This is a genomic window from Streptomyces sp. NPDC014733, assembly GCF_043083385.1.
Lineage (GTDB): Bacteria > Actinomycetota > Actinomycetes > Streptomycetales > Streptomycetaceae > Streptomyces.
This window is the reverse complement of record NZ_JBIBYO010000016.1, coordinates 78,684-91,475: the sequence shown is the minus strand read 5'-3', so window position 1 is coordinate 91,475 and position 12,792 is coordinate 78,684. Positions and strand designations below refer to the sequence as shown.

7 protein-coding genes and 1 tRNA gene are annotated in these 12,792 nt (G+C 75.5%); 1 reads left to right on the top strand and 7 read right to left on the bottom strand.

The annotated features are described in order from the left end of the window. Window positions 1-9 precede the first annotated feature (9 nt). The 3 genes from ACF1BH_RS27480 to ACF1BH_RS27470 all read right to left on the bottom strand — a co-directional run bounded on the left by ACF1BH_RS27480 (window position 10) and on the right by ACF1BH_RS27470 (window position 4,464). Window positions 10-651 (bottom strand): helix-turn-helix domain-containing protein, encoded by a 642-nt coding sequence (locus ACF1BH_RS27480; RefSeq protein WP_345084845.1) that lies wholly within the window; start codon window positions 649-651, stop codon window positions 10-12. 318 nt (window positions 652-969) lie between these two features. Continuing rightward, a complete protein-coding gene (locus ACF1BH_RS27475) occupies window positions 970-2,766 on the bottom strand; it encodes a DEAD/DEAH box helicase (protein ID WP_391646685.1) in 1,797 nt (598 codons plus the stop codon). 174 nt (window positions 2,767-2,940) lie between these two features. After that, complete coding sequence (locus tag ACF1BH_RS27470; protein ID WP_391646683.1) at window positions 2,941-4,464, bottom strand: MFS transporter; 1,524 nt, start codon at window positions 4,462-4,464, stop codon at window positions 2,941-2,943. Window positions 4,465-4,711: 247 nt separating this feature from the next. On the opposite strand from ACF1BH_RS27470, the gene ACF1BH_RS27465 reads away from it, so the two are divergent. Further along, a tRNA-Cys gene (locus tag ACF1BH_RS27465) sits at window positions 4,712-4,783 on the top strand. A 189-nt stretch (window positions 4,784-4,972) separates the two neighbouring features. Here ACF1BH_RS27465 and ACF1BH_RS27460 read toward each other — a convergent pair. From ACF1BH_RS27460 to ACF1BH_RS27445, 4 genes are all read right to left on the bottom strand, one after another. Beyond that, on the bottom strand, window positions 4,973-7,318 hold the full coding sequence (locus tag ACF1BH_RS27460) for a xanthine dehydrogenase family protein molybdopterin-binding subunit (RefSeq protein ID WP_391646681.1): 2,346 nt from the start codon (window positions 7,316-7,318) through the stop codon (window positions 4,973-4,975). Further along, the gene (locus ACF1BH_RS27455) at window positions 7,315-9,933 is read right to left on the bottom strand and encodes a 2Fe-2S iron-sulfur cluster-binding protein (protein WP_391646679.1); all 2,619 of its coding nucleotides are present in this window, start codon (window positions 9,931-9,933) and stop codon (window positions 7,315-7,317) included. Before ACF1BH_RS27455 ends, ACF1BH_RS27460 begins: the two co-directional genes overlap by 4 nt. Next, window positions 9,930-10,826 (bottom strand): FAD binding domain-containing protein, encoded by an 897-nt coding sequence (locus tag ACF1BH_RS27450; RefSeq protein ID WP_391646677.1) that lies wholly within the window; start codon window positions 10,824-10,826, stop codon window positions 9,930-9,932. Before ACF1BH_RS27450 ends, ACF1BH_RS27455 begins: the two co-directional genes overlap by 4 nt. Before the next feature lie 282 nt (window positions 10,827-11,108). Continuing rightward, window positions 11,109-12,791, bottom strand: a complete 1,683-nt coding sequence (locus tag ACF1BH_RS27445) for a beta-N-acetylhexosaminidase (RefSeq protein WP_391646675.1) — start codon at window positions 12,789-12,791, stop codon at window positions 11,109-11,111. Window position 12,792: the final 1 nt, after the last annotated feature.

Here is a 12,792-nt window from a genome sequence, read left to right as displayed (position 1 = left end):
CCGGGCGGTTCAGCGCAGCGCCTCCGCGACCTCCCGCGCCGCGTCCACCACCCGCGGCCCGATCCGGTCGGAGACCGCGTCGGCGAGCATCACCACGCCCACGCTGCCCTCGATACCGCTGACCCCGAGCAGCGGCGCGGCGGCGCCGCTCGCGCCCGCCTCCAGCTCGCCGTGGGTCAGCGCGAGCCCGGCGTCCTGGATCCGGCCCTGGCGCGCCTTGAGGATCGCCCGTCCGGCGGCGCCGCGGTCCAGCGGATGCCGGAACCCGGCCCGGTACGCCACGTGGTAGTCCGTCCACGTCGGCTCCACGACGGCGACGGCCAGCGCCTCGGTGCCGTCGACGAGCGTGAGATGCGCCGTGGCGCCGATGTCCTCGGCGAGCGCGCGCAGCGCGGGCAGCGCCGCCTCCCGCACCAGCGGGTGCACCTGGCGGCCCAGACGCAGCACGCCCAGGCCGACCCGGGCTCTGCCACCGAGATCGCGGCGGACCAGCGCATGCTGCTCCAGTGTGGCCAGCAGACGGTAGACCACGGTGCGGTTGACCCCGAGCTTGTGGGACAGCTCGGTGACGGTCAGGCCGTGGTCGGTGTCGGCGAGCAGTTTGAGGACGCGCAGTCCCCGGTCGAGCGTCTGGGAGGTCTCCGCGGTCACGACGCCCCCTCCTGGTCGAAGTGGCGGCATCATCGGCGCGGGGGCGCTGCGGTCCCGGTGCAGCGCGCGCTAGAGGCCGCCGGCCGCATGCACCGGCTGCGCTCCGCGGCGGCGCTGCCACGGGGCGTGTGCGTGACGGGACAGTAGCGAGCCAGTCCGGTCAGCGGAAGTCCCCGTCCAGAATCCGGTCTTTCCCGTCCGGAATGCCCCCTATATCCCGCCCGACCTGCGGGTAACTTTCCCTGTGCGCACGGCGGTTGACGCGGAGAGGCGGTGCGCCCGGCGCACCGCCTCCCCCTCACTCCGTCCGCCGCGCACTCACTTCATGCGCGTGGCCCACTCCCGGACCTTCTTGATCCGCTCCGTGAGCTGCCCGGCCGTGGCCTCCGCGCTCGGCGGACCGCCGCAGACCCGGCGCAGCTCGGTGTGGATCACGCCGTGCGGCTTGCCGCTCTGGTGGACGTACGCGCCGACCAGCGTGTTCAGCTGCTTCCGCAGCTCCAGCATCTCCTTGTGGCTGACCACCGGACGCCGCTCGGCCGGCAGCTCCAGCAGATCGGCCTCCTCGGCCGGCTTCTTCTTGCTGTGCGCGATCTGCCGCGCCTGCCGCTTCTGCAGCAGCATCTGCACCTGGTCCGGCTCCAGCAGCCCGGGGATGCCGAGGTAGTCCTGCTCCTCCTCGCTGCCCGCGTGCGCCTGCATGCCGAACTCGGCGCTGTTGTAGAGCACCCGGTCGAAGACCGCGTCCGACTCCAGCGCCTCGAACGAGAACTGCTCCTGCTCGCCCGTGTCCTCGTCCTGCGCCTGGTTGGCCTCGTCCATCTCCTTCTCGGACTCGGCGCACGGGTCCTCGTCCCCGTCCTTCTTCGGCTTGTCGAGGACGTGGTCGCGCTCGACCTCCATCTCGTTGGCGAAGCCGAGCAGCATCGGGACGGTCGGCAGGAACACCGACGCCGTCTCGCCGCGCTTACGGGACCGCACGAAACGGCCGACCGCCTGCGCGAAGAAGAGCGGCGTGGAGATCGTCGTGGCGTAGACGCCGACCGCCAGGCGCGGGACGTCGACGCCCTCGGACACCATCCGGACCGCGACCATCCAGCGGTCGTCGGAGGCGGCGAAGTCGTCGATCCGCTGCGAGGCGCCGCTGTCGTCGGAGAGCACCAGCGTCGCGCCGTGCCCGGTGATCTCCCGGATCAGCTTGGCGTACGCGCGCGCCTGCTCCTGGTCCGAGGCGATGACCAGCGCCCCCGCGTCCGGGATGCTCTTACGGACCTCGGTGAGCCGCTGGTCGGCGGCGCGCAGCACGTTCGGCATCCAGTCGCCGCGCGGATCCAGCGCGGTCCGCCAAGCCTGCGAGACGGCGTCCTTGGTCATCGGCTCGCCGAGCCGCGCGGCGATCTCGTCGCCCGCCTTCGTGCGCCAGCGCATGTTGCCGCTGTACGACATGAAGATCACCGGGCGGACGACGCCGTCGGCGAGGGCGTTGCCGTAGCCGTAGGTGTAGTCGGCCGACGACCGCCGGATGCCGTCGTTGCCCTCCTCGTACGTGACGAAGGGGATCGGGTTGGTGTCGGACCGGAACGGCGTACCGGTCAGCGCGAGCCGCCGGGTGGCCGGTTCGAACGCCTCCAGGCACGCCTCGCCCCACGACTTGGAGTCACCGGCGTGGTGGATCTCGTCGAGGATGACCAGCGTCTTGCGCTGCTCGATGCGGTTGCGGTGCAGCATCGGACGGACGCCGACACCGGCGTACGTGATCGCGATGCCGTGGTACTCGCGGCCCAGCGGGCCCGCGCTGTAGTCCGGGTCGAGCTTGATCCCGACCCGCGCCGCCGCCTCCGCCCACTGCTTCTTCAGATGCTCGGTGGGGGCGACGACGGTCACCTGCTGCACGACGTGGTGGTGGAGCAGCCACGAGGCGAGGGTGAGCGCGAAGGTGGTCTTTCCGGCGCCCGGGGTCGCGACGGCGAGGAAGTCCCGGGGCTGGGTCTGGATGTACCGGTCCATGGCCGCCTGCTGCCAGGCACGCAGCTTGTTGGCGGTACCCCAGGGGGCCCGGCCCGGGAAGGCCGGGGACAGGTGGTGATTGCTGGTGGCGCTGGTGGTGGTAGTCACGGTCTCCGTCGGCTGGCTCGGCGATCGGCAACCGCGTCAGCCTACCCGTGCGGGGCGGCGGGTCGCGGTGTTCCGGCCGCCCGGGCCCCGGGGTTGGGACCCACCTCACACCGCGCCGCACCACCCCGCAGGCCGGCCCCGGCACGCCCCCCGCGGGCCGCCGTTCGCCCTCCCCTACGCCGTCTCCGCAGGCCGGAGCCGTCCCGCCAGGGCCGCCCCGAGGGCCGCCACCACGGCCATCGTGGCGAAGACGGCGAGGAAGGCGGCGGGGTGCGAGACGGCGGAGGCGTGGGTGGCCGCCGGGGCGGTCGGGGAGCCGCCGCCGAACGCGACGAAGAGGGCGCCGCCGAGACCGACGAGGACGACGTTGCCGAGCGCGTCCGCCATCTGCAAGGAAGCGGAGTTGGCCCCCGCCTCCTCGGGCCGCGACAGCTTCAGCAGCAGCACCCCGCCGCTGGAGATGTTCAGCCCCATCCCGAAACCGCCGAGCGTCCAGGCCACCGCGACCGTCCACACCGGCACCGCCTCGGACAGCACCAGCGGCACCGCCGCGATCGCCACCGCCAGGAACGCCATCCCGACGCCCATCAGCCGCTCCCGGTGCGCCTCGCACCGCGGACGGCTCTGGACGTACGAGCCGAGCGCCCAGGTCAGACCGCCGCCGGTGAGGGAGAGCCCGGCGAGGGTCGCGGACAGGCCGCGCTCACTGACCAGCAGCAGCGGGATGAAGCTCTCCGCGGCGACCAGCGCACCGGCCGCAAGACCGCGCATCAGCACCACCATCGGCAACCCCCGCGCCGCCCGGAACGTGCCCCGCGGCAGCAGCCGCCGCACCGCCGGCACCAGCAGCGCCAGCCCCGCGGCGGCCGGGATCACCGCGTACGCCGTGAGGTGGCCGCCCGCGTACTGGAGGAGCCAGGCGCCCGCCGCGACCGCCAGGGCGAGCAGCGCGCGGCGGCTGCGCACCACCGCGAGCAGCCCGCCGTCCGGGCCGGGTGCCTCGCGTGGCAGGGCGCGCAGCGCGGGCAGCATCACCGCGAGCGGCAGCAGGATCAGCACCGGGATGGCGAGGAAGACCCAGCGCCAGCCGAGGTGCTCGGCGACGCTCCCGGCGGCCAGCGGGCCGACGATCACCGGCAGCACCCACGCCGCCGAGAACGACGCCATCACCGCCGGCCGCAGCCGCTCCGGATAGGCCCGCCCCACGACGACGTACAGCGAGACGATGACCAGCCCGCCGCCGAGCCCCTGCACCCCGCGCCCGGCGACGAACAGCCCCATGGCCGGCGCCGCGCCCGCTATGACCAGTCCGGCGCCGAACGCGGCGATACCGGTGAAGAGCGGCACCAGCGGCCCGCGGCGGTCGTTCCACTCCCCCGCCAGCGCCATCGCGAAGAGGCTGGTGGTGAAGAACGACGAGAAGGCGAAGGCGTACAGCCCGATGCCGTGCAGCGCCCGGGCGGCGACCGGCATCGCGGTGTTCACCGCGCTCGCCTCGAACGCGATCAGCGACACCACCGAGACGATCCCGAGGGTCAGCGCCCGGTACCCCCGCCCGAGCACGCCCCCGTCCGGCGCGGCCCCCGGCGGCCCGGAATCCAGGGCGCGCCCGTCCCCTGCGGGGTCCGGACCTGCGGCGGAGCGCGGCGGAGCGGCTGGGGTGGCGACATCGGTGTCGCGCGCGGGGTCGACGGTCATCGGGCCAGCGTAAGGGCCGACACACCGGATGGCCCCTGTCCCCGGACGGGACATCGGACCGGGATCCACCTCGGACGCGGGACCTACGCCCCGGCCCGCACGCGCCCCGGTACGCGCCCGCACCCGCGCTCCGCGCGCGCCTCCCGTGAACCCCGTATGTCCCCGTGTTGCGGCCTCATGGCAGACCGCCCCGGCCCCTTCCCGGGCCCGCGCGCAGCTGCCTAGAGTCGGTGCATCGCCTCATCCCGGCCGTGTGCCCGAGTGGTTGAGGGACTCGCCTGCAAAGCGAGTTACGCGGGTTCGATTCCCGCCACGGCCTCCGGTCCCTCGATCAGGGACTCACCGAGGGCGGTCCCGCTGCGGGTGGACCGCCCTCGGTGGCGTTCGTTCCCCGGGGCGGCGCGCCGTCGCGTCGTCATGCTCCGCGCGCCGTCCCGGAACGGATGCCCGTACGCCCTGAAGGCGGCCCCGACCTCGGCGGGGACCGCCTTCAGGCGCGTTCCGGGCCTTACGCCTGTGCCCCCTGCGGGACGCCCTGGGCGCTCTGCGCCACCGCCGCCTGCGGGCGGATCGGGAGGCGGCCGATGGGACGGCCGGTGGCCGCGCGGACCGCGGAGGCGACCGCGGCGGGGGCGGTCACCACCGGCACCGCGCTGGCCGCCTTCGCGCCGAACGGGGCGACGACGTCGCGCTCCTCGACGAGGTTGACGATGCGGATGTCCGGCGCGTCCAGCGCGGTCGGCAGGGCGTAGCCGGTCAGGTCCGGGTGGCGGACCTGACCGCGCGTGGTGCGCAGGTTCTCCATCAGCGCGGCGCCCAGCCCCTGGGTGACCCCGGCCTCGATCCGGGCGCGCAGCTGCCGGGGGTTGAGCACCCGCCCGACGTCCTGCGCCACGGACATCTCCACCACGCGGATGGTGCCCAGCTCGATGTCGACGTCCGCGACGCAGCGGATCGCGCAGAACGCCATCCCCACGAACGCGTCGCCCTGCCCGGACTCGTCCAGCGGCTCCGTCGGATGCGGACGGCACTGCGCGGTGGCCCACAGCTCCTTGCCGTCCAGCGCCTCCGCGACGGTGGTGGAGAGCACCCCGTCGTACGAGGTGATCTTGCCGTCGGTGATCTGGAGCAGCTCGGTGGACATCCCGAACTTGTGGGCCAGCGGCTGGAGGAGCTGCGTACGGACCATCTTCGCCGCCCGCTCGACGGCGCCGCCGGAGACCCAGGTGTGGCGGCCGTGGCAGGCGCGTCCGGCCGGCGGCTGATCGGTGTCGGCGCCCGCGACGTGCACCTCCTCGACGCCCAGCGTCTCCTGCACGATCTGCCGCGCCAGCGTGGAGAAGCCGCTGCCGGTCTCCACGGCGGCGCAGATGACGGTGGCGACCGAACCGCTGACCTTGACCGTCGCGGTGGACACCTCGTCGGCGCCCTCCGCACCCAGCATGTGCACCATGCCCAACGCGTAGCCGACACCGCGGCGCACCGCGCCCGGCTCGCCCGCCCCCTCCAGACCGCCCGGCAGCAGCCACTCCGCGGCGGGGGTGTCCTTGGGCAGGTCCGGCAGCGGCGCCTCGGTGACCGAGCGCAGCAGCTCGGCGACGGGCGCGGGGCAGGTCACCGTCTGGCCCGTGGGCAGCAGATCACCGGTGGCCATGACGTTGCGCCGCCGGATCTCGTCCGGCTCCAGGCCCAGCCGCGCCGCGAGCTTGTCCATCTGGCCCTCGTGGGCGGCGCAGACCTGCATCGCGCCCTCGCCGCGCACATGGCCGGAGGGCGGGTTGTTGGTGCGCACCGCCCAGCCCTCGATGACGGCGTGCGGGACGACGTACGGGCCGCAGGCGAAGGAGACGGCGGCGGCCAGCGCCTCGGCGGAGGTGTCCGCGTAGGCCCCGGCGTCCATCAAAATCTGCGCCTCGACCTTCACCAGCTTGCCCTCGGCGTCCGCGTGGTGGCGGTAGCGGAGCAGCGTCGGGTGGCGGTGTGCGTGGCTGAGGAAGGACTCCTCGCGGGTCGCGGCGAGCTTGACGGGGCAGCCGGTGCGCAGCGCCAGCAGGCCCAGGGAGAGCTGGATGCCGGGGTCCTCGCGGTCGGCGGTGGCGCCGGGCACACCGGTCACCACGACCTTGACGCGCTCGGGGTCGAGGCCGAAGGAGGCGGCGGCCAGATCGCGGTCGGTGTGCGGGTCGGTGGAGGCGGTGTAGATCTCCACGCCGCCGTCGGGCCGCGGCACCGCGAGCCCGGCCTCGGCGCCGATGGGCGCGGGGTCCTGACGGCCGATGCGGTACAGCCCCTCGACCATCACCTCGCCGACGGCCTCCGGGTCGCCGAAGCGGAGCGGGATGTGCCGGATGAGGTTGCCGTCCGGGTGCAGCGGCTCGGCCTCGAAGGCGAGTTGCGGGTCGGTGACCGGGTCGAGCAGCTCGTACTCGACGGCGATGGCGGCGGCGGCCAGCCGCGCGGTGTCCGGGTGGTCGGCGGCGATCGCGGCGATCGGCTCGCCGTGGTACCGCACCTCGTCCTTGGCGAAGACCGGACGGTCGGCGACACCGCGGCCGTGCCCGGCGTCCCCGGGGATGTCCGCATGCGTCACGACGGCGCGGACGCCGGGGAGTTCGGCGGCCTGCCGGGTGTCGAGGGAGACGATCCGGGCGCGCGGGTGCGGCGAGCGCAGCACCGCCGCCCACAGCAGCCCGTCGGCCCAGAGGTCGGCGGCGTACGGGAAGGTGCCCTGGGTCTTGGCGGACGCGTCGGCGGACGGCAGGGAGACGCCCAGACCGTGCGGCGGCGGCTCGACGGGCGGGATCGGCACCCCGGCGGCCGGGGTCGCGGTGGCTGCGTCGGTCGTGCCGCTCATGCGGGGCCTCCCGTCCGGTGCGGTGCGTCCGGACCGTGGGGTTCGTCGGGATCGTGGCCGGCGGGGGCGCCACCGTGCTCGGCCGGGGTGTGCGGGCCCTGCTCGTGCGCCCCGTGCGGGGCGGGTTCCGCGGGGCCCGTCTGGTGCGGGATGTGCGCCGCCTCCTCGGACGCCTCCGCCTCCGCGGCCTCGGCGGCCTGGCGGCGGGCGGTGACGACGGTGTCGACGGCGTCCAGCACCCCGCGGTAGCCGGAACAGCGGCAGAGGTTGCCGCAGAGCGCCTGCCGGGTCTCCAGCTCGCTGGGGGCGTGGTTGCCCTCCAGGAGGTCGTGCACGGTCATCGCCATGCCCGGGATGCAGAAGCCGCACTGGACGGCGCCCGACTCGGCGAGGGCGCGCTGCACGTCGGAGGGGCGGCCGTGCTCGGCGAGCCCCTCGACGGTACGGACCTCACTGCCCGCGGTGGTGGCGGCGGGCACCAGGCAGGAGGCGACCAGCCGCCCGTCCACCTGGACGGAACAGGCCCCGCACTCCCCCTGGGAGCAGCCGTCCTTGGCCCCGGCGAGCCCGAGCCGTTCGCGCAGCACGTAGAGCAGCGATTCGCCGATCCAGGCGTCGGTGACCGGCCGGTCGGCGCCGTTGACCCGCAGCACGTACGAGGCGTGCGGGTGCTCCTCGGCGTACGCGTCGGCCCCGGCGGTGTCCGGAGCGGAGTCCGCCAGTACCTGCGGCACCGCCTCGGCCACGGCCTCGGGAGCCGCCTGCGGCACGTCCGGCCCCTGACCGGTCCGCTCCGGGCCGGCGGTCTCGGGCGCCGTGGTCTCCGGACCCTCGGCGGCGGTGGCCTCGGGCCCCCCGGGCGCCTGCGCCGGGTCCGGGGCGTCGTCCCCGGACGGTCCGGGCACGGCCTCGACGCCTTCGGCGGGCTCAACCGCCGCGGCCGGCACCTCGGTCGCCTCGGCACCCGAGGGGGCCGCGGGGTCCGGGAGCGCGCCCTCGGGAACGGTGGCGGGGTGGTCGCCGGGCGGCGGTGCCGCGGGCCCGTCGTCCGTGGCGGGGGCGGTCTGCGGCACCGGGACGCCGTGCGGCGGCGTGCCGTGGAGGGCCTCGCCCTGCTCGGCGACGGGCTCGTGCGCGGGCGGTGCCGGTGCGTCGGCCACGGGGGGCTCCGGCACCGGGGCACCGGCGGCGGGCAGGCCGTCGGCCACGGGCTCGGCGTCCGGCAGCGGGGCGGGCGGCTCCACGGGGACGTACGGGCCACCCACGGCGAAGGGATCCGCGGCGAAGGGGTCCACGGCGGAGTGGTCGCCCGGAGCGGCGGACGGCTCCGGGGCGAGGGGCATCTCCCCTACGGGCGGCGCCGGTTCCGGCACGGCGTCCGTGCCGTGGTCGGCGGCGGGCACGCCGTGCTCGCCGGGAGCGGGCGCGCCGTGCCCGGCCGGGGCGTCCGCGCCCGGCTCGGCCGTGAAGGGGGCGCCGAGTCCGGCCGAGGCGGGCGCGTCCGCCTCGCCGGGGGCGTGCGCCGTCTCGGTGTGCGCCGCCTCCGGGTGGGCCGTGTCGTCACCGGGCGTGCCGTACCCGGCGTACGTCCCGTAGGCGCCGTCGCGTACCGCGTCGAGGGGGAACTCGCCGGAGACGTCGGGCTGTTCACCGGCGGCCGGGACCGTCCAGGAGCCGTTGTCCGCCGGGGTGTCGGCCGGCCCGCCCGGCGCCTGCGGGGCGGGCGCGGAGCCTTCGGCCGGCGGCCACTGGGCCAGTGCGTCGGCGGGCAGCGACCAGTGGCCGCTGCCGCCGCCGGGCGTCACGGGCGCCGGGGCCTCCGGGGTGCCGGTGGCGTAGGCGTCGCCGGTGCCGTGGGCGGTGTCGTGGGGCGCGCCGTGATCGGTGCCGGCCTGCGGGTACGGCTCCTCGGCGATGCCGCCGAACAGCGGGTCCTGCGGGGCGGGACGGCCGCCGTAGCCGCCCTGCCCGCCGTAGGTGTCACCGGACGGGCCGTACCCGTACGGGTCGGGCGCGGGGTGGCCGGTCTCCTGACCGCCGTAGGTGTCGCCACCGGGGACGGCGGTGTCGTAGCGGTACCCGGTGGACGGGTAGCCGCCCGGGGTGTGCGGGGCCCGGCCGTCGTCGACGAGGTACTCGCCGGACTCCTCCAGGACGTCGTCCGGGGCGCCCGGAACCGTCCACTGCCCGGTGCCGCCGGCCGCGTCCGTACCGCCCGCGACCGGCCATTCGACGTGGTCGCCGCCCCAGGGGGTGCCGTGCGGCGGCGTGCCCGTGGGGCCGGCGGGGCGGTCGCTGTGGGCGGGGTAGCCGGCTGACGGGTCGGCATACCCGGCGGCGGGGTCGGCGAACGGCATCGTCCACTGCCCGGTGGCCGTCGGGTCGGTGCCGGCGCCGGGGATCGGCGGGGTGAAGGAGGCCGGGGGGACGTAGCCGTGACCGGGCGCGGCGAGCGGGTCGGCGCCCGGGGGGTAGTAGTCACCGCCGCCGAGGGCCGCGGTGGTGAACCCCTCCGGCAGCTGCACGAAGGCCGTGGCCTCCTGCTCGTACTCGCCGCCCTGCGGCAGTGGCTGCCAGCCCTGCTCGGGCTGCGGGCTGCGGTTGTCGTCGCTCACGAGAGCGCCCTCCCAAGTGCGCGGCGGGCCAGGGCCGCCACCGTACGGCGCAGATGCAGCGCGGCGGGCGGCAGGGTCTGCGGCTCGGAGCCGTCCTGCGGCGGCGCCGGGTCGGGGATGCAGGCGGCCGCGACGTAGTCGCCGAAGGCCGTCAGGGCCTCCGGGACCAGGGCGCGTTCACCGTCCCAGTCGATGAGGGAGGCCACCCACTGCTCGGCCTCCAGGGGCCGCAGCGGCATCGCCGCGACCGCGCCGACGGCGCACCGCACCCCGCGCCGCGCCGGGTCGAGGACCAGCGCGACGGAGGCGGTGGCACGGCCGGGGCCGGTGCGCCCGGTGGCCTTGAGGAACGTCTGCGGGGCGTGCAGCAGCGGCACCCGGACGTAGCCGACGAGTTCGCCGGGGCGCAGCATCTCGCGGCCGGCCAGCAGATGGCTCACCGGGATCTCGCGGCGGCCGCCTCCGGGGCCCGCGATGATCAGGTTGGCTTCCAGAGCGGCGAGCACCGGCAGGGTGTCGCCGGTCGGCGCGGAGCTGACGATGTTGCCGCCGAGCGTCCCGGCGTTGCGGATCTGCGGGGGGCCGGCGGCGCGCGCGGCGGCGGCCAGACCCGGGATCAGCGCGGCGAAGTCGGGGCGCCCCATGCGGGCGAGGGTGAGTCCGGCGCCGAGGAGGGCGTGGCCGTCCTGGTACTGCCAGCCGCGGATTTCACTGATCCGGGCGAGGCCCACGAGGCCCGCGGGTCTGAGGAGTCCGGCGTTGACCGCCGCCATGAGGTCCGTGCCGCCCGCGACGGGTACGGCGGCGGGCATGGCGGCGAGGGCCGCCACCGCCTCGTCCAGCGAGGCCGGCAACGTCACCGTGTGCGACGCCTGCGGTGCGTGCGTGGTCAAGCCAGCTGCCCCTTCCCCGGTGTCCCGGCAGTTCCGCTCGCCGTACGGTACGTGCTCACGGTCCGGACGTGGCAACTCTGGCACATTCTCGCGGGCGCACGGCGCGAGGGTCCGCGAAGCGGTGTTCCGTCCCGAACGGTGCGCTGATCCGGTTTCGTCCGGCCGCGGCGGGCCCGTACGGCGGCGGTGGCGCGGGTCCTGACGGGGGCACCGGGGCGCCCGCGGCACCCGGGGCCGGCCGGTCGTCCGGCCCCGGGAGGGGCGCTCCGCCCGTACGGCGGCTCACACGTTCGGGGGCGGCCCGTCGATCGGGCGTCCGAGCAGACCGGGGCGCCGCTGCCAGGGGTGGGGGCCGCCGGGCGGGCGGTAGGCGACGCCGAGCGCGTCGAGGCGCGGGTAGTGGGCGGTCATCCGGCGGGTGAATTCCTGGTAGTCGCGGTCGGCGGAGCCGGGCAGCCGGGACCAGGCGACCTCGGCGAGCGCCACCAGCCGTGGGAAGACCTGGTAGTCACGGCGCTCCTGACTGTCCATGACCTCCGTCCAGACGTTCGCCTGGGTGCCGAGCACCCGCTCCGCCTCGGTCTCCGTGAGGGCGTCGGGGACGGGTTCGAAGCGGTAGACGTCCTCCAGGGTGCGGACGAAACCGATCGGCACCGGCTCGTCCGGGCCGGCGGCCTGCCGGTGGTCCAGATAGACCTGCTGTTCGGGGCACATGACGACATCGTGACCGGCGCGGGCGGCGGCGACGCCCCCGGCGTAACCGCGCCAGGAAGAGACCGCGGCACCCTCCGGGAGGCCGCCCTCCAGGATCTCGTCCCAGCCGATGAGGCACCGGCCGCGGTCGGCGAGCCAGCGGGCGAAATGGCCGAGGAACCAGCTCTGGAGGCCGTCCTCACCGTCGACGCCCAGCTCGGCGATGCGCTTTTGCGCGGTGTCGGACGCCTTCCACTGCTCCTTGAGGCACTCGTCGCCGCCGAGGTGGACGTAGCGCGACGGGAACAGCTCCAGTACCTCCTCCAGCACCTCCTCGTAGAAGCGGACGGCGTTGTCGGTGGGGGCGAGTACGTTCGGGTTGATGCCCCAGGTGTCCCAGACGGAGAGGGAGGTCGTGTCGATGACGTCGGTGTTGCCGAGTTCCGGATACGCGGCGATGGCCGCCTGGGAGTGGCCGGGGATATCGATCTCCGGGACGACGGTGATGTGGTGGCGCGCGGCGTAGGCCACGATCTCGCGCAGGTCGTCCTTGGTGTAGTGGCCGCCGTGCGGGATGTCGCTCCACAAGGGGGAGGCGCGGTGGCCGAGTTTGGTCCGGGCGCGCCAGCCGCCGGTGCGGGTGAGTTCGGGGTGCCGGTCGATCGGCATCCGCCAGCCCTGGTCGTCGGTGAGGTGCAGATGCAGGACGTTGAGTTTGTGCGCGGCGAGCAGGTCGATCCAGCGCAGGACGCCGTCCTTGGGGGTGAAGTGCCGGGCGACGTCGAGCATCATGCCGCGCCAGCCGAAGCGCGGGGCGTCCTCGATCCGCAGCGGCGGCAGTGACAGGGCGCGGGGGCCCGGGGTGAGGGGCGCGCGCCGGAAGACGTCCGCGGAGTCGGTGGCAAGGAGCTGACGCAGCGTCTGGGCGCCCCAGAAGACCCCGGCCGGGCCGCCGCCGTCGATCGTGAGGAGGGCGCCGTCGGCGGCGAGGCGGTAGCCCTCGGGGCCGAGGCGGCTCGCGGTGTCCGGGTCGGTACGCAGCCGGATGCGGGTACGGCAGCCGTCGTGGTGCGGGGGCAGCGGCAGGGCGGTGGCGGCGCCGAGTGCGGTGCGCAGCCAGTGGGCGGTGGATTCGGTGCCGGGTCCGGCGTCGATGCCGGTGGCCGCATCGAGGACGCAGGCGTCGCCGTCCGGGAGCGCTTCGGCCCGGAGCGGAAGCGGAATGACGGCGTGGTCGGGTGTGCCGGGGTGTCCGGTGGGATGGGATGGCATT